Consider the following 24,799-nt stretch of genomic DNA (forward strand, 5'->3'; position numbering starts at 1 on the left):
TTATGGCAAGACCACCAAAACCGCCAGCTTACCTTGATGAGTTAGCCGCGCAGCAGTGGAAAGCGAAAGCGAAGCAACTGGCCGAGCGTGGCGATCTGACACCCGCCGACTGGAACAACCTTGAGCTTTTTTGCGTCAACTATTCGATGTACCGCAAAGCCGTGGAAGACCTTGCCAGCCGTGGATTCAGCATTGTTAACAGCCAGGGCGGCGAGAGCCGAAATCCGGCGCTGAGCGCAAAGGCCGACGCTGAAAAAATCATGATTAAAATGTCGTCGCTGCTGGGCTTTGATCCGGTAAGCCGCCGCCGGAATCCGGTGGAAACGGAAGAGGAAGACGAACTTGACAGTCTGGAATGAGTACGCAAATGCGATAAAAACGGGCGAAATTCCGGCCTGTAAGCGCGTAAAACAGGCCGTGGAAAGGTACTTTTCCGACCTCAATGACCCCCGTTATGAGTTCGATACGGCGACCGTAGAGCGGTTTATTGCCTTCTCCCGGCTCTGTCCACACGTTAAAGGCCCGCTGCGGGGCCAGCCTATCGAGCTGGAGCCCTGGCAGCAGTTCACCTTTGCTAACCTGCTGGGCTTTAAGGTCAGGGATTCAGGGCGCCGCAAGTACAGCAGCGCCTTTATTGAAGTACCGCGCAAGAACGCCAAATCCACCGTGGCCGCCATGCTGGCTAACTGGTTTCTGGTGATGGAGAAGGGCCAGCAGGATATCTACACGGCGGCGGTGAGTCGTGATCAGGCCCGAATCGTGTTCGACGATGCCCGCCAGATGTGCCTGCTGTCGAAACCGCTGAAAAAGCGCGTCAATATCCAGGCGCATAAGGTCATTTTTCCGAAGAGCAACAGCCTGTTAAAGCCGCTGGCGGCGAAAGCGGCCACCATTGAAGGGACTAACCCCAGTCTGGCGATTGTCGATGAATACCACCTTCACCCGGATAACGGCGTTTATTCCGCCCTCGAGCTGGGTATGGGCGCACGTCCGGAGGCGATTTTGTTCGCCATCACTACCGCCGGGAGTAACGTTGTCTCTGCCTGTAAACAGCATTATGACTACTGCTGCCAGATTCTGGCCGGGGAAGAGAGCAACGATTCGCTGTTTGTCCTGATCTACGAACTGGACGACGAAAGTGAGGTTGAGCAGCCTGAAATGTGGATCAAGGCTAACCCTAACCTGCATGTGTCCGTTGACTCAGCGAAACTGGAATCCACCATCCAGAAAGCGCGGGGCATACCGTCGCAGTGGGTGGAAATGCTGACCAAACGTTTCAATATCTGGTGTCAGGGCTCCACACCGTGGATGGGTGCCGGTGCATGGGATGCCTGTGCGCTCGACTATAACGAAGACGATCTGGCCGGAATGGAGTGCTACGCCGGGTTTGACCTGTCCTCTACCAGCGACATCACCAGCGTGAGTTACGCTTTCCCGTTCGACAGGGAGATCCGCCTGCTGACCCGTCATTATCTGCCGGAAGCCCAGCTACTTAACGTCGCCAACAAAAACCGCGCCATCTACCGCCAGTGGGTCAAAGCGGGCTGGATACGCACCACCCCCGGCGACTGTATCGACTATGACCGCATCCGTGACGATATCCTGCGCGACGCTGAAACATTCAATATCCGGCTGGTGGGCTTTGATACGTGGAACGCCACACACTTGCGCACTCAGTTGCAGGGGGCTGGCCTCGATGTGGAGCCGTTCCCGCAAACCTATCTGAAATTCAGCCCGGTAGCGAAATCCTTTGAGGTTTTTGTTAACCGCAAGGTGGTGCGCCATCGTGGCGATCCGGTTCTGGCCTGGGCGATTGGAAACGTGGTGATGGAGTCCGACGCCAATGCCAATATCAAGCCCAACAAAAAGAAATCCTCCAACAAGATAGACCCGGCGGTATCTGCGCTGATGGCGTTCGGCACCTTCCAGGCCGAGCATGAGGATTTTGCTTTCGATATGAGCGATAACCACAAACAACGGTTGGCGACATTTAACGGTATCTGACAGGGGGTAATATGCAACAGGTATTAACTACTATGAAAACCACGATAAAACTCAGCGGCTCAATGGCTCAGCGATTTGGCAGGACACATCGCCGCGCGTTAACGTCTGCCAATGAAGTATTCAGGGCGCTATCTAACACCATTGATGGATTTGATGCATACCTGCGCGAGGCTCGGGCAAAGGGCCTGGATTTTGTCATATTCCGCGACCGCCGGAATATTGGGCATGAAGAGTTTGAGACGCTTGGGCCAGGTGATGAACTGCGAATAATCCCGGTAATCCGTGGTAGTAAACGTGCAGGGCTGTTTCAGGCTGTTCTTGGCGCTGCATTAATTGCTGGAGGGATAGCTCTTGGCCCCGCTGGCGCAGCACTCATAGGAAAGGGCGCAGCATTAAATGTTGCCCTTGTTGGCGCATCAATGGCCGTTGGCGGTGTAGTGCAAATGCTTTCCCCTCAGGTCTCTGGTCTGCGAATGCGGCAGGAGCCTGATAACAAACCTTCCTATGCGTTTGGTGGGCCCGTCAATACAACAGCATCCGGTAATCCTGTTCCTTTGCTTTATGGTCAGCGAGAAATAGGCGGTGCGATTATCTCTGCCGGAATCTATGCGGAAGATCAGCAATAGAGGCTCATATGAATAAAATTTTACTTATCGCTGCCCTGGAAGAGATTGCTAGTCGCGAGGGCCATGAACTTAACGGGCAGGATAAGCTGGTAATTCGCACTAAAACAGCTATGGTTTTGGCCGCTAAACAGCGGCACCGCCAACGCATGAAGTCTCCGCCTTATCAGTGGCGTAAACCGGAAAACCCCAGACGATAAACAACCATTAAAGCACCGACATCATGCGGTGCTTTTTTTATTATTTTGCTCGATGCTGTATACTCGCCGCCTTTCCTCGGTGCTCATGCTTTCGCATTTTTTCTGGTTTGTGCGATAATCCGTATATCAATAGGTGTATCAATATTTACTGAATTGCATAGTGTGAGATTGAATTTAACCGATTAAAATCAGTGAGATATATAGGTTATGAAACATATTGTTGAAGTGATGATCCCGGAAGCCGAGATCAAAGCGCGTATCGCCGAACTGGGTCGTCAAATCACCGAACATTACAAGGACAGCGGCAGCGAAATGGTGCTGGTCGGTTTGTTGCGTGGCTCTTTCATGTTCATGGCAGACCTGTGCCGTGAAGTGCAGGTGCCGCACGAGGTCGATTTTATGACCGCCTCCAGTTACGGCAGCGGCATGTCCACAACCCGTGATGTGAAAATCCTGAAAGATCTGGATGAAGATATTCGTGGCAAAGATGTGTTGATTGTTGAGGACATCATCGACTCCGGCAACACGCTCTCTAAAGTGCGTGAGATCCTGAGCCTGCGTGAACCTAAATCACTGGCGATTTGTACTCTGCTGGATAAGCCTGAGCGCCGTGAAGTGCAGGTGCCGGTGGAGTTCGTTGGTTTCTCCATCCCGGATGAGTTCGTGGTGGGTTATGGCATTGATTACGCACAGCGTTATCGCCATCTGCCGTATGTTGGGAAAGTGGTGATTCTGGACGAATAATTGCGGGCTGATGCCCTCACCCCAGCCCTCTCCCACAGGGAGAGGGTGAAAACCCCCGGCTTTGTTATTTATGGTTAACGTGCTTAAGCTTGAGGTTGGCAATTCCCGAGCGGTAACGCTGTTCCAGCGTTTCGCGGTTGGTGGCGGTCACTTCCAGATTGCGCAGTAGGCCGTCGTGAATACCGTACGCCCAGCCGTGGATAGAGACCTTCTGCCCGCGTTTCCAGGCAGACTGCATAATCGTCGAATGGCCCAGGTTATACACCTGCTCCATCACGTTCAGCTCACACAGCGTGTCGAGACGGCGCTCCTGCGGCATTTCGCCCAGCAGTGAGCTATGTTTGAACCAGATATCACGAATGTGCAGCAGCCAGTTATCGATTAACCCCAGCTCTGTATTTTCGACTGCCGCCTGCACGCCGCCGCAGCCGTAGTGACCACAAATAATGATGTGCTCAACCTCAAGAACGTCGACGGCATACTGAACAACCGAAAGGCAGTTGAGATCGGTATGAATAACCAGGTTAGCCACATTGCGGTGAACAAACAGTTCGCCAGGTTCAAGACCAGTCAGACGTTCGGCGGGGACGCGGCTGTCGGAACATCCAATCCAGAGAAAGCGCGGGTTCTGCGCTTGCGCGAGTTTTCCAAAAAATCCGGGGTCTTCCTCCACCAGCATTTTTGACCATAGTGCATTGTTGCTGATGAGTGTATCAATGTCGTTCATGGAGGTTAGCGACCTGTAACCAAGTGATTGCGTTGCGCTACTATAGGGTAACCCGACTTTTAATGAAACCACACAACGTGTGTCAGAACTTAAGGTAAGTTGAATTCATGGCGATTGCACTGGAGCTTGAACAGCTCAAAAAAACCTACCCGGGGGGCGTTCAGGCGCTGCGCGGGATAGATCTTAAAGTCGAAGCGGGAGATTTCTACGCGCTTCTGGGGCCGAACGGGGCAGGGAAATCCACCACCATCGGGATCATCAGTTCACTGGTCAATAAAACCTCGGGCCGCGTCAGCGTGTTTGGCTACGATCTGCAAAAAGATGTGGTCAACGCCAAGCGCCAGTTGGGGCTGGTGCCGCAGGAGTTCAACTTTAACCCGTTTGAGACGGTACAGCAGATTGTTGTTAACCAGGCGGGTTACTATGGCGTGGAGCGCAAAGAGGCGCTTGAGCGCAGCGAAAAGTACCTGAAACAGCTTGATCTGTGGGAGAAACGTAACGAGCGCGCGCGGATGTTGTCCGGAGGGATGAAGCGCCGCCTGATGATTGCCCGCGCGCTGATGCACGAGCCAAAGCTGCTTATCCTTGATGAGCCGACCGCTGGTGTGGATATTGAACTGCGTCGCTCCATGTGGGGTTTCCTGAAAGATCTGAACGACAAAGGCACCACCATCATTCTGACCACGCACTACCTGGAAGAGGCGGAAATGCTGTGCCGCAATATCGGCATCATTCAGCACGGTGAGCTGGTGGAAAACACCTCGATGAAGAATCTGCTCTCCAAGCTCAAATCAGAGACCTTTATCCTCGATCTGGCGGCGAAAAGCGCGCTGCCGAAACTGGAGGGCTACAACTATCGCCTGGTCGATACCTCGACGCTGGAGGTAGAAGTGCTGCGCGAGCAGGGTATTAACAGCGTGTTCTCACAGTTGAGTGCGCAGGGCATTCAGGTATTAAGCATGCGTAACAAAGCAAACCGACTGGAAGAGCTGTTTGTCTCTCTGGTGCACGACAAACAAGGAGACAAGGCATGACGCATCTTTACTGGGTCGCGCTGAAAAGCATCTGGGCGAAAGAGATTAACCGCTTTATGCGTATCTGGGTGCAAACCCTGGTGCCGCCGGTGATCACCATGACGCTCTACTTCATCATTTTCGGCAACCTTATTGGCTCCCGCATTGGTGAGATGCACGGCTTCACCTATATGCAGTTTATCGTGCCGGGCCTGATCATGATGGCGGTGATCACCAACGCCTACGCGAACGTGGCGTCCTCATTCTTCAGCGCCAAGTTCCAGCGCAACATTGAAGAGCTGCTGGTGGCGCCGGTGCCAACGCACGTCATCATCGCCGGTTACGTGGGCGGCGGCGTGGCGCGTGGGCTGTGCGTGGGTATTCTGGTGACGGCGATTTCGCTGTTCTTCGTCCCGTTCCAGGTGCATTCGTGGCTGTTCGTGGCGCTCACATTATTGCTGACGGCGATCCTGTTCTCACTGGCTGGCTTGCTGAACGCCGTGTTCGCCAAAACGTTCGATGACATCAGCCTGATCCCGACCTTCGTACTGACGCCGCTGACCTATCTGGGCGGGGTGTTTTACTCCCTGACGCTGCTGCCGCCGTTCTGGCAGGCGCTGTCGCACCTGAACCCGATTGTCTACATGATCAGCGGCTTCCGCTTTGGTTTCCTCGGCATTACCGATGTCCCGCTGTTTACCACGGTGGTGGTGCTGGTGGTGTTCATTATCGCCTTCTACCTGCTGTGCTGGTATCTGATCCAGCGTGGACGTGGGCTGCGTAGCTAATCCTCTGCCTTCTGCCCGGCGACGTACCGTCTGCCGGGCGCTTTCTTTGACAGTTATCACCGTAAACTAACCTTCACTTCGGTAAACTACTCGCCTGCTAAGGAGAGACGTTATGCTGGGATGGGTGATCACCTGCCACGATGAAGTGGCGCAGGAAATGCTGCTGAAGCTGGAGGCCCGGTTTGGCCCTCTGGCGCAATGCCGTGCTGTAAATTACTGGCGAGGGTTAAGCACCAACATGCTCAGCCGGATGATGTGCGACGCGCTGCATGAAACCGACACCGGTGATGGCGTGATTTTTCTCACCGACAAATCGGGCGCGGCGCCTTACCGTTCAGCGGCGTTAATGAGCCATAAGCATGATAATTGTGAAGTGATCTCCGGTATCAGCCTGCCTTTACTCGAAGCGATGTATCCGCTGCGCGCAACGTTGAGCAGCGCTGAGTTTCGCCACGCCATTGTGGCGCAGGGCTCCCCGGGCGTGAGCAGCCTGTGGCACCAGCAGCAGAAGAACCCGCCTTTCGTTCTGCTTCACGATCTGTATAAGCATTAAACATTGGTATTGATGTCGCTTTTGCTACAATGGCGACTGATTTTCCGTATCGATTTATATCCCATGCTCATGCGCGTTATCTTTATCCTTCTGCTGCTGGTTTCCGGTGGTGCGTCTGCCAGCCTGACCAGTCAGCAAGGCCTTCCTGCCCAATATATGCAAACCACCGAAGATGCGGCCATCTGGGCGCAGGTGGGAAATGCCGTTGTGAATGTAGGGAATGTTCGCGCCGGGCAGATCCTCGCTGTCTTTCCGGCCGCGGCGGATTACTATGAATTTCGTTTCGGATTCGGTACGGGGTTTATTGATAAAGACCACCTTGAAAAAGTTCAGGGCAAACAACGCGTTGAGGATAGCCTGGGTGACTTGAACAAGCCGCTCAGTAATCAAAACCTCATTACCTGGAAAGACACGCCGGTGTATAACGCCCCCAGCAGCGGAAGCGCGCCCTTTGGCACCTTAAGCGCCAATCTTCGCTATCCGATTCTGAATAAGCTGAAAGACCGCCTGAACCAGACATGGTTTCAGATCCGTATCGGTAATCGTCTGGCGTGGATCAGCAGCCTCGATGCACAGGAAGATAACGGGCTACCGGTTCTGACTTACCATCATATTTTGCGTGATGAAGAGAACACCCGTTTTCGACATACCTCCACGACGACCAGCGTACGTGCGTTTAATAATCAGATGGCCTGGTTACGCGATCAAGGCTATACCACGCTGACGATGTACCAGCTTGAAGGGTACGTGCGTAACAAGATGAACCTACCCGCGAAAGCAGTGGTGATCACCTTTGATGATGGTCTCAAATCGGTGAGCCGCTACGCGTACCCTGTTCTGAAAGAATATGGCTTCAACGCGACGGCGTTTATAATTTCATCACGTATCAAAGGCCATCCGCAGAAGTGGGATCCAAAATCGCTACAGTTTATGAGCGTTCAGGAAATCAAGGGCATCCAGGATGTGTTCGACATTCAGTCTCACACCCATTTCCTGCATCGCGTGGATGGCTATAAACACCCCATCCTGTTGAGCCGTAGCTATCACGTGATCCTGTTTGATTTTGAACGATCACGTCGTGCACTGGCGCAGTTCAACCCGCGCGTGTTGTATGTGTCGTATCCGTTTGGCGGCTATGACAATAAAGCGATTAAAGCGGCGAACGATGCGGGGTTTCATCTGGCGGTGACCACGGTGAAAGGGAAGGTGAAGCCGGGGGATAATCCGTTCCTGTTGAAGCGTTTGTATATATTAAGAACGGACTCACTGGAGACGATGTCGCGGCTGATCAGTAATCAGCCGCAGGGATAGCGGTTAGTCGTATGAAAGGGTGAATACGCCGGTGGCTTTAAACGACCCCGGTTTCACTGTGCTTCCGTTTGCTACCAGTTGAGCAACATAATTAATTTGCTTGGATTCCGGGGTTTGGTAATCCGTTATGACATAGGATGAGTCAGGATTATTCGGCAGGAGTTGAGAGGTTCCGTTATACATAATTTTCACGCCTGCGCCCTCAGCTCCGGACGAAAGCGTATTTCCAAGAAGATCATTATTTTTTCCGGTTAGCTTTGAGGTGGTGAGTTTGGTTGTGATATTTGCCACACTGGTACAATTGCTTAAGCTAATTGAAAAAGGGATATCCTTAACCCGATTATTTTTAATGTCTGAAACATAATATTCTCCCAGGTTAACATTATTAGTCCCATCCGATAGCATAGCCATGTCGCAGGTTGGAAGAACGATCGGGATCTGGAATGAGTCTTCGTTGACCACAAATGTCCATGGTTGGTTGTTAGAATCATTTGGATTACCAATAGCCATTTTACCCAGAGTGCCGGGTTTGGGTCTGATTGAGGTTTCTTTGTTCGGGTTGCCTCTGTAACCTGCATCAATATAAATTTGAACTGAGGTGTTTATCCATTTTTCATCCCAGGGATCAGAATTTCCGGAGGATGCAACGGTAGTCCAGTCAGTAGTATTCATAGCGAAATAGCCACCCATGCCTCCGTCACTTTCTGCGGTGTGGACCCTTACGGAATAATAAATCCCCGGAATATTTGTTTCAAACATAGCCCTGCCATAACTGCTCCCCTTTAGCAAGGTCGGGTTTGTTTGTGACACGAGGTTAAAACCATCGTCCCCCATACCACATTTGGCCTGAATGCCCGGTGTCAGGTTAACGTTAAAAAGAGTACTGGCATAATTACCCGGAGGGGGAAGACGTACGGTGCCACCTGAGTATTCGGAATTGATCAGCGTGGTTGTGCCGCCTTTTCCATTATTCATTCGGCACTCCTCTGCCCAGCAGGAGTGGCTGAGGGTAAATAACACGCTCGCCATGGCAAACGCCATTGTGCCTTTCACGGTGAAACCCTGTCTTATAAAGTTGAACATTCTCATCCTTTTTCCTGTTCTGATTATTATTCGTAAGTGACGTCAACAAATACTTTACTGGTAACGACACCACCAGCCACTACGCCAATATTTTGATATCGGGCATAGAACTGATAATCCGTTAAAAATGCAGTATCCTGACCGCTTACGTCATAAGTGATTTTTGACGTGCCGTCGTTGTTTAAAACATTCTTTTTATATTTTTCAGAGAAAACGACGACGCCGACATTTTTTGCCGCGCCTGCGGCGGTATCATCACTTTTGAAAACCTGATTTTGTCCTGGCCAGAAACCCGACTGCGGCGAAAAGCTAAAACTCAGCTTTTTAGCCGTACTGCTGTCTCCATAGCAATCATCTACATGGATCTTAAAAGGCGTACCGCCTGCATCATCGGTTGCAGTAAAACGATCGCTACCATCCGGGTTATAAAACCAGCTGCGCATTACATTGGGGAGATAAATTTCGCCGTCATTTTCCACGGTCATCTTACAAGTGCTATTAACAATGTTAGCGGTAATATTTACGTCTAATCCTGAGCTTGCCTGGCCTACGCCAGGCAAGATGCCACCAGCCAAGCCCATAAGCAACACAAGACCGGGCTGGTATAAAGTAAACGGTGATTGTTGCATGCTGGTTCCTGGTATTATGGATAAGTGATAGTAAACGTGACTGGCGCATTAACCGCCCCCGCGCCTACTTCAGCAATGGTTTGGCCTTGTCCGATAACGATACGGGAATTCATCGGGAATTCACCGGTACCATCAGTAATGGTGACATCCTTAGCAGCCGGAGGCGTGTTGCAGCTCATAAGCTCGCCAGTATCGACAACACCCGACCAGATCTCAAAGCCCGTTGCTAAGCCGCCGGAGTAAGAATCACCCGTCTTGTTGACGCCACTGCATTCACCACCAGCGCCTTTCGCAGCGGACACCGTTGCCTTGGTTACTCCAGAACAGTTGGTGAAACTAATCTTGAGCGGCTCGACACGGGTTTTGTTCACCAGATCGGATTTGTATACGTCGCCGAACGCAATTTCAGTGGAAGCTGTGCCTGCATCGTTAAGTACTTTTGCGGTACATGTGCCTGATACAATTTTTGATTTAATCGTTAATTCGACACTAGGGGTGCCTGTAATAGCTGCGCTTGCCATTCCCGAGAACAGAAGGGCAGAAACGGACAGGGCGATAAAAGTAAAATTGAATTTCATAATGTTGCTCCGTTTTCCTGCACTAATCACTCGTAGATAAATTCAAAGGTCGCCACGGCCTGAAAATCACCTATGGTCATCCTGTTTTCCTGTGTTTCACGTAAGGTGGCCACCAGAGCAACTTCCTTATTCTGGATTTCTGTCGGACTCCAGACCAGGCGCTCGTTATCGTCCTCAGAGTTAATGATAAACGGGGCATCCGGTGCGCTGGCTCTGGCAATCTCAACAGCAGAGTAGTCTGCACCTCCGTCGATTTTTTGTATTTGGTTAATAAGGCCTGAGTACAAATATCCAGATCTTGTTCCCGATACTTTGGTTTTCAATGAGGTCAGTGATGCCGGGCATTCAACGAGCACAATTTTGAAATTGGCATTTGCCGTTCCGGCTTTGACATCATCTAAACGTACCTGTCCGTTATTACCGATAGTCAGCGTTTGCTGCGTATCTGAACCCGTATCGCCGACCAGTTTCATATCGCAGGTGGTTTCGCGGATATTGGCAGTAAAGTTAACATTGAGATCGGCTGCCGCAGCAGAACCTGACATCGCTAACATTGCTAATGCGATTAATGAATAACCGCAATGATTTTTCTTCATATTATTTCCCATGGGTGTGATTCCCTGTTTTAACATCATTACATTTGGCACTGTTGATTACTCAGAATCGTGGTTAAGCCTGCTTTCTTCGCATTTTCAGGAATCTGATAATGCACCGTGCAGGAGCTGGAACCATCGCTTCCCCATACCACCCGGAGAGCGCCTTTGTTTTCCACACCGCGTACATAAGCTTGTCCTGCCTGGCCTACCGTTCCGATAGATTCGTTTTTCTCATTCAGAACGTCAGCACCTAGCGGAATAAAGCCGTTATCAGAACGTTGTAATTCCAGAACAAGCGAACGGCCTTCATCCGTTTCAAAATTCACAAATACAACGGAGCCATTGCGAGGTACGGCAACTGCGCTTGTATTTTTGATTTCAACGTCTGCTTCGAGAGTGCTGATATCGAGCGATACTCGGTTTTCTCTGTAGGCTGACATATACGGCATAATCCCGTACCCGGAACTGTTAATGCGGCTTTGGCCGTAACCCAGCCGAGCACCCGTTGCGCCACTTGCTTTTACCAGCGCAAGTGAATCCGTTTCGCCGATACTGCCTGATGTAAATACAACGCCACCCGAGTGAACAACCATTCCGCCGTTATAACTCGCGGAATACTGTTTACTATTGTCATCGCCAAAGGACGCCGAGACACCGAGCGGCCCGTAAGGACTGTTCCATGAGCTATAGCCACTGACCTGGTTCAGGTTGCCGTAGTTTCCCCCGCTTGATGAGGCGCTAACGGAATAGCTCACTTCGCTGTTTTTGGAGTTGCCGCTTGCCGTAGAGTTAAAACTGGTACCGCCTTTTAAATCAGTGCGCAGGCTCATGTTGACGTTATTAAATCCGCCTGACTGCGCGTTATCCTTATTGAATATGCTGAATGGAATACTGACGTTTAAATAAACGCTGTCATCCTTTTCCCCTGTTTCGTTGTACGTGCGTTGCACAGAAACGCTATAGCTACCGTAAGCAAAACTATTGTTGTAACCCACGCTGTAGTCGGAAGTGGAGCTGGAATTATTCCAGTAATCCTGCCAGGTACCGCTAATATAGAGTGAGCCGTATTCATCACCGTTAACATTCAATGGCTGGTTCAGGCTGACCTGTATCTGGTTTTTGGTACGCTGATAATCAGCATAAAGCTCGGCATTGCTGTCATAAGATCGATTGCCATATTCCTCGTGGTGAATACTGTCCTGCAATGAGGCGGCATCGTTAAGGCTGAGATAATCTTCTGTTGAGAAGCGATAAGCTGCCACGTTAAGAGATGTGTTAGTGGCTTCAAGCATTTTGCTGTAGGTCAGCCGATAACTCTGCCCTTTAAGCGTGTCCAGCCCGTCGATATCGGCATAGGACCCGGTAACATCTAAAGCGAATGCACCAATACGGGTATTCATAGCCAGACCAAGCAGGCCGGCGTAGAAATCCATATCCGTATATTGCGCACCCACGTAACCGGTAAAGGTATTATTCAGACCATACGCGTAAGTTGCGTAGCCAACGTTTGGCTTATCATGCAATGAATCATCATTCAGCTCACCTATACCCACATCCCAGCGGCTGGAGCCAGGGCGGAGCATTTGTGTAACTGAGGAGAACGGAACGGTAAACGTCCGTTTACTTCCATCGGCTTCCTCTACAGTGACAATCAAATCATTACCATAGCCTGTTGTACTGAGGTCATTGATCTCGAAAGCACCGGGTGGAACGGTGGTTTCATAGATTTTATTGCCGCTTTGCATAACGCTAACTTTGGCGTTACTGTTTGCCACACCACGAATTACTGGCGCGTAGCCAGAGGTGCCTTGCGGGAGCATGCGGTCATCGTTATACATACGCGCACCACGCAGGCTCACCGAGTCAAAGACATCACCGCGTGTGTAGGAATCACCCATTACCATCTGTGCGTTAAGTGGTGTGATGTCTCGCTGGAGGTATATATCCTGGCTGGAATAATGTGTGCCATTATCACTGTCCCAGTTCAGACTGCCGCGAGAACGTAAACGCCACGGCCCCACGTTCAGGCCATAATGCAAGCCCGCATAAGCGGTATCTGAATTGGTGCCGTTTGACTCGCTGTGCCAGGTATTAAGATCGTATGAAAGTAATCCGGCCGGAACACCATTATCCCATAATGAAGGATCGACATACCCTGCTGGAAGCTTAAGCACGTAGATTTGCGGGAAATTAAGATCCATTTCCTGCTTGCTACTATCAAAATTTTCAGAAGCACCGGGATAATATTTTTTGATATCTACGCAAGACGTTTCGTCGTCTTTGACATCATCGCCTAATATGCTGGTATCAACGCCTGCCTGTGTCAGCGTGAGTTTAGTCAGACATGCTGAGGCACGTGGCGTTTTGTTATCAATGAATGCCATCTCGACCGTGGATTTTGAATTGCCATTCAAATTCACTTTTACACGGTAAGTACCTGGCAGAACTGGGTTGCCATAAGCATAACGATCGACATTGATACCTCCACCATTATCGATAAGGAACTGGTCATTAAATTCAATGGCCGATTCTGTTTCGGATGAGGTGTCTACAGCTTTTTTTTCAGTCTCGCTGGCATGCAGAGGAAATGCTGCACAGATTGCGAGACATAAAATTGATCGTTGAAATAGCATGCTTCATCCAGACAAGTCGTCGTATGAATGCTATGAATCATTCATACGTATTATATTTATAATGTGGCAGTGATGCGGTTATTAGTTTACTTTGCTTTCAAAAGTATCAGAGCCGCCATTGTCATTAATGGTTTCGTAAGCAACAGTGCCGGTGGCAGTACTACCTAAACCTTTTACCTGCATTATTTGAGTACTAAACGGTAAAATAGATTTATGCTCAACCTGGTACTCTTTATTTGCTGATTTCAGCTTTACATTTGAAATAGAAACGTTGTAAGGGGAATCATTGTGTGCAATCAGGTTTAGCGTATTACCTTGTTTTTGTTGCGACCACGTTACCCTGGCTGCTGCATTTCCTGGCGTACCTTTCAGGCCGTCAGGTCGGAAAAAGAGTTTAATACGTGTGCGGAATGCCAGCTGGAGCTGGTTAGGATTTTCACCGTCTTTCACTTTTGACTTCGGTGGAATCTCGAGCACATTGAACCAGAATAGGGATTCGCGATCTTGCGGCAATGAACCACCCAGGTACGAGATCCGAACGGATTGACCTTTTTGGGGATCAATTCGGGATACTGGTGGAGTAATAATAAAAGGAAGTTTTAATTCCTGTGGATTGGTGTCATCGCGACCGTCATCGATCCATGATTGAACTAATAGTGGCTTTTTGCCACGGTTGTCTAAAGAAACGATGACATCTTTTTGCGACTGCTGATAAACAATACGTGTTCCCGAAATAACGATATCTGCGCTTGCCTGGAATGACGCGACAGCAGCAACTGTAAAGCAGGCAGCTTTAAATCCTTTATAAAATGATGTGCTTAACATTTTTCCACTTCCTGTTGGAATGATATCAATAGTCCCCTGACGTACGTCAGGGGATAATATGAGCATTTTATCTATGCTTTTAAAATTACTCGTAGATCATGGTGAATGCAGCTTGTGCCTGAACCACACCAGCTGACACTGGGTTGTTGGCCGCATCCCAGTTCTGACCTTGGGTATACGCTACACGGTAGTAAAGTGCGCCTGCGCCTGTGGTATCAATCGTTGCTTTCTGGGTATTGTTGGTCTGATCCAGTTTGATCTGATCGGTAGCGGAGTTGCCATCGTTTGACAGTACCAGATTGACGTTTTTAGCGGCGCCTTGAGTGTTTGATGGTGGAACCAGCAGACCGCCGGAAGTTGAAGAAGAACCCGCCCAGGAATCAAACTGAGCGGATGCCTGTTTGACGGTAGCAGAATCACAACCTGTCAGGGTGAGGGAGAATTTCTTTTCTCCCAGGGTGCTGGTGGTACCCAGCGCATTAGCGAAGTCTTTTACAAACACGGTATCCAGGTTAACGTCAAAATCATTACCATCCTGGTCAATCTTCTGATCCAGGGATACTTTACAGGTGTTATTAGAAACCATACCGTGGAAAGTAATAGTGCCTGTATCTGAAGGAATATCAGCTGCCATTGCAGAACCCGCACTCAGAACCATTGCTACTACAGTTGCCAGACCTAATTTATTAAAAGACATTTTTTATATCCATATTTAAATGCTAGAAAAGTGCACATAAGCAAGGCTTATGTTCGTTCCGAACAGATGCTTCGGGAAAAGGATTCTAAGTGATGAGTAATGGTTGTGAGAAGCCGTAAGATGTTAGAAATACTTAAACGATCTTTAAGCCAATGTGATTATTTAATAGTGAGTGATAATAATTGTTCATCATTTTGATGATCAGGTGTTCGGCAGGGTGACTTTAATATATTAATAAAAATATATAAAAAGAACGCTATTCATTTTAATTATGTATAAATTACCCAACCTATTTTGCCGGGTAATTTATAACAGTACTATTGGCTTAGGCAACCTGAACAGGAATTGCCTTCGCAATGCGTTTCATTTCATTATCGCCTTCAAAGTAGGCCACTTTAGGCTGCCAGCGACGTGCTTCTTCGTCAGACATCATCACAAAGCTGGCAATAATGACGATATCGCCTACGTCCGCGCAGTGCGCTGCTGCCCCATTAACGGAGATGATTTTAGATCCGCGTTCAGCGGCAATCGCGTACGTTGAAAAGCGTTTGCCGTTATTAACGTTCCAGATATCAATAGCTTCGTTTTCGAGAATACCCGCCGCGTCGAGAAAATCCTGGTCGATCGCGCAGGAGCCTTCATAGTGCAGGTCGGCCTGGGTGACTTTCACACGGTGAAGCTTACCTTGTAGCATTTTGCGAATCATTACGTTTACCTTTCACTTCCGGGTAGTAAAACTACGCCAGTTCAACCACTTTGTTATCGATAAGGCGGGCCTGGCCGAGCCATGCCGCCACCAGAATTACCGCACGTTTGCTGGTCTCTGTAAGCGCCAGAAGCGTATCGGCATCCCGAATTTGAACGTCGTCAGCACGAAGACCTTTCTCGTTCAGCGCCTGTTCAGCCAGAGCGATAATTTCTTCTGCGGTTAACTCTTTTGCCAGCAGTTGCTCTGCCATGGTATTCATGACTTTGCTTAAACCCGGCGCAATTTTACGCTGTTCGGCGGTCAGATAGCCGTTACGGGAGCTGAGCGCCAGGCCATCTTTCGCACGCACAATCGGTACGCCGATTATCTCAATGTCGTAGCCCATATCGGCAACCATTTTGCGGATCAGCGCCAGCTGCTGGAAATCTTTCTCGCCAAAACAGGCGATGTCCGGCTGCACCAGGTTAAACAGCTTGCTGACGATGGTAGAAACGCCACGGAAATGGCCCGGGCGGCTGGCGCCCTCCAGCATGGTCGAAATACCCGGCACATCGACGTAGGTCGATTCAGTGGTGCCCTGGGGATATACATCTGCGGGGGCCGGAGCGAAGACGATATCCGCATGACGTTTTTTGAGCTTCTCGCAATCTTCCTGCAAGGTACGTGGGTAACGCGCCAGATCGTCTTCGCGATCGAACTGCATCGGGTTAACGAAGATACTGACTACCACAATATCTGCACGGGCTCTCGCTTCATCGACCAGCTTCATATGGCCGTCGTGCAGGTTGCCCATGGTTGGAACAAGGGCGATACGTTTACCTTCCTGACGTGCACGGCGGATATGCTGGCGCAGCAGCGGCAGAGTTTCTATGATTAGCACACCTGGACTCCTTAATGGAAACTGTGTTCTTCGCCCGGATAAACGCCGGACTCAACCTCGGCAATATACTGCCGCACAGCAGCACGCATGTCGCCTGCTTCTGTCAGGAAATTTTTAGCAAATTTTGGAATGTGGCCGCCGGTGATCCCGAAGGCGTCGTGCATGACCAGAATCTGGCCATCGGTGACGTTGCCCGCGCCGATGCCGATCACCGGAATCGACAGCGCCTCAGTGATACGCTTAGCCAGCTCAACCGGTACACACTCCAGCACCAGCAGCTGTGCGCCCGCGGCTTCCAGCGCCACGGCATCATCAAACAGCGTCTGCGCCGCATCGCCTCGGCCCTGCACCTTATATCCGCCAAAGATGTTGACAGACTGCGGCGTCAGCCCCAAATGACCACAAACCGGCACGGCGCGTTCGGTAAGCATTTTTACCGTATCGACCAGCCAGGCGCCGCCTTCGATTTTGACCATATTGGCGCCAGCACGCATCACTGTCGCCGCATTTTCAAAGGCCTGTTCCGGGGTGGCATACGCCATAAACGGCAGATCGGAAAGCAGCAGGCAGGCGGGCGCACCCCGGCGCACGGCGCGGGTATGGTAAGCAATATCCTCGACCGTGACCGGCAGAGTGGAATCATGTCCTTGTACCGTCATCCCTAACGAGTCCCCGACCAGCATGACGTTGATCCCTTCTTCGGCAAACAGTTTTGCGAAGCTGTAGTCATACGCGGTGATAGTGGCGAAGCGTTTTTTTTCCTGTTTGCATTTCTGCAATAAGGAGATGGTGGTTGGTTTCATACTGTTTCCTGATGGCCCAAAAGCGAATCTTTGCGCATTCTAACAGTAACATTCGAGGGAACAATGATTTTAGGCAATCGATTAACCGCAAATAAGGAATGGTTAATCGATGCAGAGGCGGGATTACCAGCGGGCCGGTTTATCCGCGTTGAGATTTTGCAGAACGGCTTGCAGCGAGGCGCCGTCAGGGAAGGTGAGATCGGGCGTGACTTCAAACAGCGGCCAGAGCATAAACCCGCGGTTTTTCATGTCGTAATGCGGAACGGTGAGGCGTTCGGTGTTAATCACCTCGTGGCCGAAAAGCATAATATCGAGATCGAGGGTGCGCGGTCCCCAGCGTTCGGCTTTGCGGACGCGACCCTGCTGTAGCTCAATACGCTGGGTATTATCCAGCAGCGTTTCTGCGTCAAGGGTCGTTTCCAGCACCACGGCGGCGTTCAGATAATCAGGCTGATCCTGCGGGCCGAGCGGCGGCGTACGGTAAAATGAGGACAGCGCGACGATGCGGCTTTGCGGGATCTTCCCCAGCGCCTGCACGGCAGCGTTAACCTGCTCCAGCGGAGAGGCCAGATTGCTGCCGATGGCGATATACGCAAGGGTCATGCCGTGCCTTCACGACGCGGTGCGCGTTTGCGCGGGCGACGGTGACGACGGCGCGGTGCCGGCTCGTCATCCAGATCCGTAAGCATATCTTTCTGCTCTGGTGGTGCAGAGACCTGAAATTCTCCCCACCACTGCGCCAGACGCTGTAGCTCCTGGTTTCTTTCGACTTCAGCACGCAGAGAGAGCAAATCGAACGCGGCGCGGAACTTAGGATGTTCCATCAGCTTCCAGGCGCGTTTACCCTGACGGCGGGACATACGCAGCTGAAGCTGCCAGATATCACGCACCAGCGTGGTAATACGTTTCGGGATCGCCAGCGTGCGACAGCCTTCGTCCAGCACGTCGTTTGCCGCCAGCGCGAACGCATCATAATAGGCGAGACCACTCTCCTGAGTGATGCGCTGCGCCGTTTCCAGCAGCGGATACCAGAACATGGCCGCGAACAGGAACGCCGGATTCACGCGCATATCGTTATGAATACGGGTATCCGTGTTCTTCAGCACCTGTGCAATCATCCGCTCCATTGCGCTGTCACCGTTTTCGGTGAAGTAGCGGGTAATGGTCGGGAACAGCGGCTGGAACAGGTTGTATTCACGCAGCAAATTGTAGGTTTCAAACCCGTAGCCTGCCTGGAGCAGCTTTAACGACTCCTCAAACAGACGGGCAGGGGGGACGTCGTTAATCAGCGTCGCCAGGCGCGGGATCGGCTCTGCGGTTTCCGGACTGATACGCATGTTCAGCTTGGCGGCGAAACGCACGGCGCGCAGCATTCGGACCGGATCTTCGCGATAGCGCGTTTCCGGCGTGCCGATCAGGCGAATCAGGCCGTCTTTCAGATCCTGCATACCGCCGACGTAATCGCGCACGGTAAAATCCGCCACGCTGTAGTAAAGGCTGTTGATGGTGAAATCGCGACGCTGAGCATCTTCTTCAATAGAGCCGAAGATGTTGTCGCGCAGCAGCATGCCATTTTGGCCGCGCTGGGAAGTCGTGCGATCGTTGACGCCCGCTTCGTGGTGACCGCGGAAGGTCGCCACTTCAATGATTTCTGGTCCAAACATCACGTGCGCCAGACGGAAACGGCGGCCAACCAGACGGCAGTTGCGGAATAATTTACGCACCTGCTCAGGTGTGGCGCTGGTCGTCACGTCGAAATCTTTTGGTTTTTTGCCCAGCAGTAAATCGCGCACCCCGCCGCCGACGAGATAGGCCTCGTAGCCTGCTTTATTCAGACGATAGAGCACCTTGAGGGCATTTTCACTGATATCTTTGCGGGAAATATTGTGCTGCTCACGCGGAATGACCGACATGTGTGGCTGTGCAATAGCGTCGTTCGCCATGCTCTCTTCGCGGCTCAGCACTTTACGGCAAAAATTAGCGACTCGGGTAAAAATAGTACACCTCATAGTGTGTTTTGTTATCAAAAAAGCGGCTAATCATAGCTCAGCGCAACGCATTTGAGAATGCTGGATTTTTGGCACGGCGATAAGCGCCCAGTCAGCAATGGCCGTTTTCAGCAATTCATCCAGACTCAGATCCTGCCATTCCTGCGTTACATTCTGGTTGAGAAATCGCAGCGCGTCGATCAAAACCGGGCGCGGATCGCCGTCAGGCAGCGCCGGGGCATGATTCTGTTTCGACAGCTTATTTCCCTGTTCATTGACCGCCAGCGGCAGATGGATGTAATCCGGCACCGTCCAGCCAAACTGCTGGTAAAGCGATATTTGCCGCACGGTAGGCTCAACCAGATCCGCCCCGCGCACGATTTCCGTGACGCCCTGGAAATGGTCATCGACAACCACCGCCAGGTTATAGGCAAACAAACCATCACGACGGTGAATAATAAAATCTTCACGCGCCAGGCGTTCATCCGCCTGAATGGTTCCTGAGAGAACGTCGGTAAACTGCGTCACCGGAGAACGCTGTATCAGCCGTACGGCAGCATTCTCAGGACCGTTGTGCCGCGTACGACAGTGGCCGTCGTAAACGCCACCCACGCTTTGAATTCGCGCCCGCGTGCAGGTGCAGTTATAGGAAAGGCCCTGTTCAGCAAGCCACGCCAGACGTTCACGGTAGGCATCATGGCGTTGAGACTGCCAGAGTACGTCGCCGTCCCAGTGAAGACCGTAATGTTCCAGCTGACGCAGAATAGTTTCTGCTGCACCGGGAACTTCACGCGGAGGATCGATATCTTCAATGCGGACCAGCCATTGACCCTGACGGGCGCGAGCCTGTAGGTAGCTGCCAAGCGCGGCAATTAATGAGCCGAAGTGTAATTCACCGGAGGGAGATGGCGCAAAGCGCCCGATATAGTGAGATTCAGACATATCAACGGTAACAAGGCGGGAGAGACTCCCGCCTTAGCAGAGTAGTGAGAGGGCAGGCGTTAGCCAGCCATCTGTTTTTCGCGGATTTCTGCCAGCGTTTTACAGTCGATGCACAGATCGGCTGTTGGACGCGCTTCCAGGCGACGAATACCGATTTCAACACCGCAGGATTCGCAGTAGCCAAAATCTTCGTCCTCGACCTTCTTCAGCGTTTTTTCGATCTTTTTGATCAGTTTGCGCTCGCGGTCACGGTTACGCAGTTCGAGGCTGAACTCTTCTTCCTGAGCGGCACGGTCGACCGGGTCCGGGAAGTTAGCAGCTTCGTCCTGCATATGTGTAACGGTGCGATCGACTTCATCCCTGAGTTGATTACGCCATGCTTCAAGAATACGCTTGAAGTGCGACAGCTGGGCTTCGTTCATATACTCTTCGCCCGGCTTCTCTTGATACGGCTCCACCCCAGCGATGGCGAGAATACTCAGGGACGATGTTTTACGGTTTTGCCCTTCTTGCATGTTGCTTCTCCTTAACACGCACTATCGATCCCCGTGTTGGGGGAAAAATCAGGTCGCTATAAATAGCAGATGCTTTTCCGTATGGCAATTATCTAAACGTAACACTTGACAACCCTGTGAGGAAAAGCGTATTTGCGCACGCGGCCAGAACACTTATTAGTCAATCGTCTAATCCCTTATAAGACAATGGGAAGAGAGGATCTCAGAGTCATATTATCGGCAGAAAGTTCCGCTTTATAAGCGAAAATCTCTACCCCCTGCTTTTGTGCCTCATTCAACAATTGCGCGTATTTAGGATCAATATGACGGGCCGGGGAAAACCGTTCAATGGCTGAATGCAGAACCGCAAACAGCAACACGGCGCGCTTGCCCGCCGCCGCTACACTCATTAGCTCTCGCAGATGCTTCTGGCCACGTAGCGTTACCGCATCCGGAAAGAAGCCGTTTTCCTGTTCCGCTAACGTCACTGATTTCACTTCAATATAGCACTCAGGGCGGTCTTCCGCCTGTAACATAAAATCAATTCTGCTGCCTTCATCGCCATATTTCACTTCGCTTTTTTGCGTGCCGTAACCCACCAGTTCAGGAAGCATTCCATTTGTCAGAGCTTCCTTAACCAGCTGATTTGCGCGCAGGGTATTAACGCAAATAAATGCCCCGCTTTGCGTCTCGGTCATTTCCCAGGTATGGGGATATTTGCGTTTAGTATTTTCTGATGTGGAATACCAGACCGTGTCACCCGGCGTGGCGCAACCGGTCATGGCGCCGGTGTTAGGGCAGTGCAGCGTGAGCGTTTCGCCCGCAGGGGTGATCACATCAGCGAGAAAGCGTTTGTAACGCTGGATCAGCGTGGCGGGCTGGAGTGCAGGACTAAACTTCATCAGGATTCCTTAACGTGTCGCCCAGCGTCCAGCGCTGGAGCGGAGTATAGCGGGTGCGTCCTTGTACAAAGGCAGATTCGTACAGCGCAAATTCATTCACCTGAAAGGACCAGTGAAAGCCCGGTGGCGGGATGGCAACGGCCTGACCCGCATCGCGCAGCAGGGTAATGTGGGGATGAAACGGCTGCGGGCTCTGATAACAGCCGCTGCGCGCGGCCTGCGCCCGCAGCATGTTGGCGAGCTGTAGCAGTCCGCGAGGGGGCTGCCGCGTCCCCAGCCAGACCACCCGAGAGCGCAGCCATTGCCCGGCATCGTCAAGATGCAGCGTAAACCCCGGCTGCGAAATGCGTCCGGCCATTGCGCTTAACGCGCGCTGCTTTTCAGCGCTTACTTCACCAAGAAAGGCTAACGTCAGGTGCATATTGGCGGCGACGACGGGGCGGCCCGCTTCCGCGGGGAAGTGGCTGGCGCGCCAGCGAACAATCTGCCGTTGAAGCGTGGTGGGTAATTCAATGGCGAAGAATAGCCGTTTAGACTCAGACATGCGCAAGACTCGGTAATGATATGCGCCGATGCTACAATGTACGCCGATTAATGTTAACCCTCTGGAGCCGTAAGTGTCCTCTTTGCCCGTCGCCGTCGTCCTTCCTGAGCTTCTCGCAGCCTTAGAACATGCGCCACAGGTTTTGCTCAGCGCGCCCACCGGAGCGGGTAAATCCACCTGGCTGCCCCTGCAAATTCTGCGCGATGGGAACATCAGCGGGAAAATTATCCTGCTGGAGCCGCGCAGGCTGGCGGCGCGCAATGTGGCGCAGCGCCTGGCGGAACTGCTGAATGAAAAACCGGGTGAGACGGTAGGGTACCGGATGCGCGCCGAAACCTGCGTTGGACCATCCACGCGGCTGGAAGTGGTCACCGAAGGTATTCTTACCCGTATGTTGCAAAACGATCCGGAGCTGACCGGCGTCGGGCTGGTGATCCTTGATGAATTTCACGAGCGCAGCCTCCAGGCCGATCTGGCCCTTGCGCTGCTGCTCGACGTTCAGCAGGGGCTGCGCGACGACCTTCGGCTGCTGATTATGTCGGCGACGCTGGATAACGAGCGGCTCCGGCAGACGCTCCCTGACGCGCCGATGATCTCCTCTGAAGGGCGTGCGTTCCCGGTCGAGCGCCGCTATCAGCCGCTGCCTGCCCATCAGCGTTTTGACGAAGCGGTTGCCATCGCCACCGCCGAATTGCTCCGCCAGGAGCCCGGCTCGCTGCTGCTGTTTTTACCCGGCGTAGGCGAAATCCAGCGCGTACAGGAGCAGCTGGCATCCCGGGTGAACAGTGACGTTATGCTGTGCCCGCTCTACGGCGCGCTGCCGTTGGCTGACCAGCGCAAGGCGATCCTTCCCGCACCGGCGGGGCAGCGCAAAGTGGTGCTGGCAACCAATATCGCGGAAACCAGTTTGACCATTGAAGGCATTCGCCTGGTGGTGGACAGTACGCTGGAGAGGGTGGCCAGTTTTGATCCGCGTACCGGGCTGACCAGGCTGCTGACGCAGCGCATCAGCCAGGCCTCAATGGTGCAGCGCGCAGGGCGAGCAGGGCGTCTTGAGCCGGGTATTTGCCTGCATTTAACCAGCGCCGAGCAGGCGGAGCGTACGGCATTCCAGAGCACGCCTGAGATTTTACAAAGCGATCTCTCCGGACTGGTGATGGATCTGATGCAGTGGGGTTGCCCGGACCCTGACCAGCTCACCTGGCTTAATCCTCCGCCTGTCGTCAACCTTTCCGCCGCGCGCAGTCTGCTGACCCAGCTTGGCGCGCTGGAAGGCGAGCGACTGACGGCGCGCGGCCAGAAAATGGCGGCGCTGGGCAACGATCCACGTCTGGCGGCAATGCTGGTGGCAGCACAGGGCGACGATGAAATTGCCACGGCGGCAAAACTGGCGGCTATTCTTGAGGAGCCGCCGCGCGGTGGCGGCAGCGATCTGGGACAGGCCTTTTCACGCCATCAGGGAAACTGGCAAGAGCGGGCGCAGCAGCTGTGTAAACGCCTGAATTGCCGGGGCGGTTCGCCTGACAGCGATAAAGTTATCCCTCTGCTGGCCCAGGCCTTCCCGGACAGAATCGCGCGCCGTCGCGGGCTGGATGGTCGCTATCAGCTGGCAAATGGGATGGGCGCGATGCTGGACAGCGATGACGCCCAGACGCGTCATGAATGGCTGATCGCGCCGCTCTTACTCCAGGGCAGCCACTCCCCGGACGCGCGTATTTTACAGGCGGTTGCCGTGGATATTGACCTCCTGACGCGTGCCTGCCCGCAGCTGCTTCAGCAATCTGACATCGTGGAATGGGATGATACCCAGGGCACGCTGAAGGCGTTCCGTCGTAGCCAGATTGGCAAACTGACGCTCGGGACGAAACCGCTGGCGAAGCCGTCGGAGGAAGAGTTACACCAGGCGATGCTGAATGGCATTCGGGAAAAAGGGCTGAGCGTACTGAACTGGACGCCGGAGGCTGAACAGTATCGCATTCGTCTGCACTGCGCCGCGAAGTGGCTGCCGGAACAGGGGTGGCCAGCGGTGGATGATGAGACGCTGCTCGCGACGCTTGAACAGTGGCTGTTGCCGCAGATGAGCGGCGTACACTCCCTGCGCGCCCTGAAGGCGCTTGATGTTAAGGCAGCGTTACAGAATTTACTGGACTGGTCGTTACGTCAACGTCTGGATAGTGAACTGCCTGGGCATTACACTGTGCCAACCGGGAGCCGGATTGCCATTCGTTATCATGAGGATAATCCGCCGGCGCTGGCGGTTCGGATGCAGGAGATGTTTGGTGAGGCCACCACGCCGTCCATTGCTGAAGGCCGTGTGCCGTTAGTGCTTGAGCTGCTTTCGCCTGCGCATCGTCCCTTGCAGATCACCCGCGACTTGGGGGCGTTTTGGGCGGGGAGCTATCGTGAAGTGCAGAAAGAGATGAAAGGGCGATATCCCAAACACGTCTGGCCGGACGATCCGGCGAATACCGCGCCGACACGGCGCACGAAAAAATATTCGTAATGGGGAAAGTGCGGGCTGATGCCCTCACCC

General features: G+C 52.4%; 27 protein-coding genes. 10 read left to right on the forward strand and 17 right to left on the reverse strand.

Annotated elements, in window-relative coordinates; translation table 11 throughout:
- The first annotated feature begins 2 nt into the window (after positions 1 to 2).
- The 5 genes from ACOTXL_RS10045 (at position 3) to hpt (ending at position 3,571) form a co-directional block, all read left to right on the forward strand.
- The gene (locus ACOTXL_RS10045) at positions 3 to 359 is read left to right on the forward strand and encodes a phage terminase small subunit P27 family (RefSeq protein WP_045350398.1); all 357 of its coding nucleotides are present in this window, start codon (positions 3 to 5) and stop codon (positions 357 to 359) included.
- Positions 343 to 2,004, forward strand: coding sequence for a terminase large subunit (locus ACOTXL_RS10050; protein WP_045350397.1), 1,662 nt, complete (start codon positions 343 to 345; stop codon positions 2,002 to 2,004). Before ACOTXL_RS10045 ends, ACOTXL_RS10050 begins: the two co-directional genes overlap by 17 nt.
- Positions 2,005 to 2,015: 11 nt before the next feature.
- On the forward strand, positions 2,016 to 2,630 hold the full coding sequence (locus ACOTXL_RS10055; RefSeq protein WP_039273152.1) for a tail assembly protein: 615 nt from the start codon (positions 2,016 to 2,018) through the stop codon (positions 2,628 to 2,630).
- A gap of 8 nt (positions 2,631 to 2,638) precedes the next feature.
- Positions 2,639 to 2,827, forward strand: a complete 189-nt coding sequence (locus ACOTXL_RS10060; protein ID WP_032673037.1) for a hypothetical protein — start codon at positions 2,639 to 2,641, stop codon at positions 2,825 to 2,827.
- Between the two features lie 207 nt (positions 2,828 to 3,034).
- Positions 3,035 to 3,571: a hypoxanthine phosphoribosyltransferase gene (gene hpt / locus ACOTXL_RS10065; protein ID WP_039671414.1), complete on the forward strand. Its 537-nt coding sequence runs from the start codon at positions 3,035 to 3,037 to the stop codon at positions 3,569 to 3,571.
- 64 nt (positions 3,572 to 3,635) lie between these two features.
- Here hpt and can read toward each other — a convergent pair whose 3' ends face one another.
- Complete coding sequence (can, locus tag ACOTXL_RS10070) at positions 3,636 to 4,298, reverse strand: carbonate dehydratase (protein WP_003856301.1); 663 nt, start codon at positions 4,296 to 4,298, stop codon at positions 3,636 to 3,638.
- A gap of 107 nt (positions 4,299 to 4,405) precedes the next feature.
- Between can and ACOTXL_RS10075 the strand changes: the two genes are divergently transcribed.
- The 4 genes from ACOTXL_RS10075 (at position 4,406) to ACOTXL_RS10090 (ending at position 7,963) form a co-directional block, all read left to right on the forward strand.
- Complete coding sequence (locus ACOTXL_RS10075; protein WP_003856300.1) at positions 4,406 to 5,332, forward strand: ABC transporter ATP-binding protein; 927 nt, start codon at positions 4,406 to 4,408, stop codon at positions 5,330 to 5,332.
- Complete coding sequence (locus ACOTXL_RS10080) at positions 5,329 to 6,099, forward strand: ABC transporter permease (RefSeq protein ID WP_023324161.1); 771 nt, start codon at positions 5,329 to 5,331, stop codon at positions 6,097 to 6,099. Before ACOTXL_RS10075 ends, ACOTXL_RS10080 begins: the two co-directional genes overlap by 4 nt.
- Positions 6,100 to 6,211: 112 nt before the next feature.
- Positions 6,212 to 6,652: a PTS sugar transporter subunit IIA gene (locus ACOTXL_RS10085; RefSeq protein ID WP_003856295.1), complete on the forward strand. Its 441-nt coding sequence runs from the start codon at positions 6,212 to 6,214 to the stop codon at positions 6,650 to 6,652.
- Positions 6,653 to 6,715: 63 nt separating this feature from the next.
- Positions 6,716 to 7,963, forward strand: coding sequence for a polysaccharide deacetylase family protein (locus ACOTXL_RS10090; protein WP_003856293.1), 1,248 nt, complete (start codon positions 6,716 to 6,718; stop codon positions 7,961 to 7,963).
- Between the two features lie 3 nt (positions 7,964 to 7,966).
- Here ACOTXL_RS10090 and ACOTXL_RS10095 read toward each other — a convergent pair whose 3' ends face one another.
- The 16 genes from ACOTXL_RS10095 to thpR form a co-directional block, all read right to left on the reverse strand.
- On the reverse strand, positions 7,967 to 9,052 hold the full coding sequence (locus ACOTXL_RS10095; RefSeq protein WP_052686667.1) for a fimbrial protein: 1,086 nt from the start codon (positions 9,050 to 9,052) through the stop codon (positions 7,967 to 7,969).
- A 20-nt stretch (positions 9,053 to 9,072) separates the two neighbouring features.
- Positions 9,073 to 9,675 (reverse strand): fimbrial-like protein, encoded by a 603-nt coding sequence (locus ACOTXL_RS10100; RefSeq protein ID WP_045350396.1) that lies wholly within the window; start codon positions 9,673 to 9,675, stop codon positions 9,073 to 9,075.
- 14 nt (positions 9,676 to 9,689) lie between these two features.
- Positions 9,690 to 10,253, reverse strand: a complete 564-nt coding sequence (locus ACOTXL_RS10105) for a hypothetical protein (protein ID WP_023324165.1) — start codon at positions 10,251 to 10,253, stop codon at positions 9,690 to 9,692.
- Between the two features lie 26 nt (positions 10,254 to 10,279).
- A complete protein-coding gene (locus ACOTXL_RS10110) occupies positions 10,280 to 10,849 on the reverse strand; it encodes a fimbrial protein (protein ID WP_032610176.1) in 570 nt (189 codons plus the stop codon).
- A gap of 38 nt (positions 10,850 to 10,887) precedes the next feature.
- Entirely contained in the window at positions 10,888 to 13,482 is a 2,595-nt protein-coding gene (locus ACOTXL_RS10115; RefSeq protein ID WP_045350395.1) for an outer membrane usher protein, read from the reverse strand.
- Positions 13,483 to 13,563: 81 nt separating this feature from the next.
- On the reverse strand, positions 13,564 to 14,307 hold the full coding sequence (locus tag ACOTXL_RS10120) for a fimbrial chaperone (protein ID WP_032608525.1): 744 nt from the start codon (positions 14,305 to 14,307) through the stop codon (positions 13,564 to 13,566).
- 85 nt (positions 14,308 to 14,392) lie between these two features.
- Complete coding sequence (locus tag ACOTXL_RS10125; RefSeq protein ID WP_023324169.1) at positions 14,393 to 15,004, reverse strand: fimbrial protein; 612 nt, start codon at positions 15,002 to 15,004, stop codon at positions 14,393 to 14,395.
- 325 nt (positions 15,005 to 15,329) lie between these two features.
- Entirely contained in the window at positions 15,330 to 15,710 is a 381-nt protein-coding gene (panD, locus tag ACOTXL_RS10130; protein ID WP_022647084.1) for an aspartate 1-decarboxylase, read from the reverse strand.
- 31 nt (positions 15,711 to 15,741) lie between these two features.
- A complete protein-coding gene (gene panC / locus ACOTXL_RS10135) occupies positions 15,742 to 16,593 on the reverse strand; it encodes a pantoate--beta-alanine ligase (RefSeq protein WP_045350394.1) in 852 nt (283 codons plus the stop codon).
- Between the two features lie 11 nt (positions 16,594 to 16,604).
- Positions 16,605 to 17,396 (reverse strand): 3-methyl-2-oxobutanoate hydroxymethyltransferase, encoded by a 792-nt coding sequence (panB, locus tag ACOTXL_RS10140; RefSeq protein ID WP_003856280.1) that lies wholly within the window; start codon positions 17,394 to 17,396, stop codon positions 16,605 to 16,607.
- Positions 17,397 to 17,519: 123 nt separating this feature from the next.
- The gene (folK, locus tag ACOTXL_RS10145; protein ID WP_023324170.1) at positions 17,520 to 17,999 is read right to left on the reverse strand and encodes a 2-amino-4-hydroxy-6-hydroxymethyldihydropteridine diphosphokinase; all 480 of its coding nucleotides are present in this window, start codon (positions 17,997 to 17,999) and stop codon (positions 17,520 to 17,522) included.
- Positions 17,996 to 19,393: a polynucleotide adenylyltransferase PcnB gene (gene pcnB, locus ACOTXL_RS10150; protein WP_071785222.1), complete on the reverse strand. Its 1,398-nt coding sequence runs from the start codon at positions 19,391 to 19,393 to the stop codon at positions 17,996 to 17,998. The genes folK and pcnB overlap by 4 nt, the downstream gene beginning before the upstream one ends.
- A gap of 42 nt (positions 19,394 to 19,435) precedes the next feature.
- Positions 19,436 to 20,326: a tRNA glutamyl-Q(34) synthetase GluQRS gene (gene gluQRS / locus ACOTXL_RS10155; RefSeq protein ID WP_032661631.1), complete on the reverse strand. Its 891-nt coding sequence runs from the start codon at positions 20,324 to 20,326 to the stop codon at positions 19,436 to 19,438.
- A 59-nt stretch (positions 20,327 to 20,385) separates the two neighbouring features.
- Entirely contained in the window at positions 20,386 to 20,841 is a 456-nt protein-coding gene (gene dksA, locus ACOTXL_RS10160; RefSeq protein ID WP_001155232.1) for an RNA polymerase-binding protein DksA, read from the reverse strand.
- A 176-nt stretch (positions 20,842 to 21,017) separates the two neighbouring features.
- A complete protein-coding gene (gene sfsA / locus ACOTXL_RS10165) occupies positions 21,018 to 21,722 on the reverse strand; it encodes a DNA/RNA nuclease SfsA (protein ID WP_003856251.1) in 705 nt (234 codons plus the stop codon).
- On the reverse strand, positions 21,712 to 22,266 hold the full coding sequence (thpR, locus tag ACOTXL_RS10170; protein ID WP_003856249.1) for an RNA 2',3'-cyclic phosphodiesterase: 555 nt from the start codon (positions 22,264 to 22,266) through the stop codon (positions 21,712 to 21,714). The genes sfsA and thpR overlap by 11 nt, the downstream gene beginning before the upstream one ends.
- Positions 22,267 to 22,339: 73 nt before the next feature.
- Here thpR and hrpB point away from each other — a divergent pair, with 73 nt between their 5' ends.
- Positions 22,340 to 24,769 (forward strand): ATP-dependent helicase HrpB, encoded by a 2,430-nt coding sequence (hrpB, locus tag ACOTXL_RS10175; RefSeq protein WP_003856247.1) that lies wholly within the window; start codon positions 22,340 to 22,342, stop codon positions 24,767 to 24,769.
- Positions 24,770 to 24,799 lie beyond the last annotated feature (30 nt).

Origin of the sequence: Enterobacter cloacae complex sp. IR5402, assembly GCF_049238125.1 — a bacterium.
Taxonomy (GTDB): domain Bacteria; phylum Pseudomonadota; class Gammaproteobacteria; order Enterobacterales; family Enterobacteriaceae; genus Enterobacter; species Enterobacter hormaechei_C.

Bases quoted from the DNA above. Each gene is read 5' to 3' on its own strand.
- ACOTXL_RS10105 (WP_023324165.1), bottom strand. From the start codon at position 10,253: ATGAAATTCAATTTTACTTTTATCGCCCTGTCCGTTTCTGCCCTTCTG.
- ACOTXL_RS10045 (WP_045350398.1), top strand. From the start codon at position 3: ATGGCAAGACCACCAAAACCGCCAGCTTACCTTGATGAGTTAGCCGCG.
- ACOTXL_RS10125 (WP_023324169.1), bottom strand. From the start codon at position 15,004: ATGTCTTTTAATAAATTAGGTCTGGCAACTGTAGTAGCAATGGTTCTG.
- thpR (WP_003856249.1), bottom strand. From the start codon at position 22,266: ATGTCTGAGTCTAAACGGCTATTCTTCGCCATTGAATTACCCACCACG.
- ACOTXL_RS10110 (WP_032610176.1), bottom strand. From the start codon at position 10,849: ATGAAGAAAAATCATTGCGGTTATTCATTAATCGCATTAGCAATGTTA.
- ACOTXL_RS10100 (WP_045350396.1), bottom strand. From the start codon at position 9,675: ATGCAACAATCACCGTTTACTTTATACCAGCCCGGTCTTGTGTTGCTT.
- ACOTXL_RS10075 (WP_003856300.1), top strand. From the start codon at position 4,406: ATGGCGATTGCACTGGAGCTTGAACAGCTCAAAAAAACCTACCCGGGG.
- folK (WP_023324170.1), bottom strand. From the start codon at position 17,999: ATGACCCTTGCGTATATCGCCATCGGCAGCAATCTGGCCTCTCCGCTG.
- ACOTXL_RS10080 (WP_023324161.1), top strand. From the start codon at position 5,329: ATGACGCATCTTTACTGGGTCGCGCTGAAAAGCATCTGGGCGAAAGAG.
- hpt (WP_039671414.1), top strand. From the start codon at position 3,035: ATGAAACATATTGTTGAAGTGATGATCCCGGAAGCCGAGATCAAAGCG.
- dksA (WP_001155232.1), bottom strand. From the start codon at position 20,841: ATGCAAGAAGGGCAAAACCGTAAAACATCGTCCCTGAGTATTCTCGCC.
- gluQRS (WP_032661631.1), bottom strand. From the start codon at position 20,326: ATGTCTGAATCTCACTATATCGGGCGCTTTGCGCCATCTCCCTCCGGT.
- panB (WP_003856280.1), bottom strand. From the start codon at position 17,396: ATGAAACCAACCACCATCTCCTTATTGCAGAAATGCAAACAGGAAAAA.
- ACOTXL_RS10060 (WP_032673037.1), top strand. From the start codon at position 2,639: ATGAATAAAATTTTACTTATCGCTGCCCTGGAAGAGATTGCTAGTCGC.
- ACOTXL_RS10085 (WP_003856295.1), top strand. From the start codon at position 6,212: ATGCTGGGATGGGTGATCACCTGCCACGATGAAGTGGCGCAGGAAATG.
- panD (WP_022647084.1), bottom strand. From the start codon at position 15,710: ATGATTCGCAAAATGCTACAAGGTAAGCTTCACCGTGTGAAAGTCACC.
- can (WP_003856301.1), bottom strand. From the start codon at position 4,298: ATGAACGACATTGATACACTCATCAGCAACAATGCACTATGGTCAAAA.
- ACOTXL_RS10120 (WP_032608525.1), bottom strand. From the start codon at position 14,307: ATGTTAAGCACATCATTTTATAAAGGATTTAAAGCTGCCTGCTTTACA.
- ACOTXL_RS10055 (WP_039273152.1), top strand. From the start codon at position 2,016: ATGCAACAGGTATTAACTACTATGAAAACCACGATAAAACTCAGCGGC.
- ACOTXL_RS10115 (WP_045350395.1), bottom strand. From the start codon at position 13,482: ATGCTATTTCAACGATCAATTTTATGTCTCGCAATCTGTGCAGCATTT.
- ACOTXL_RS10095 (WP_052686667.1), bottom strand. From the start codon at position 9,052: ATGAGAATGTTCAACTTTATAAGACAGGGTTTCACCGTGAAAGGCACA.
- ACOTXL_RS10090 (WP_003856293.1), top strand. From the start codon at position 6,716: ATGCTCATGCGCGTTATCTTTATCCTTCTGCTGCTGGTTTCCGGTGGT.
- sfsA (WP_003856251.1), bottom strand. From the start codon at position 21,722: ATGAAGTTTAGTCCTGCACTCCAGCCCGCCACGCTGATCCAGCGTTAC.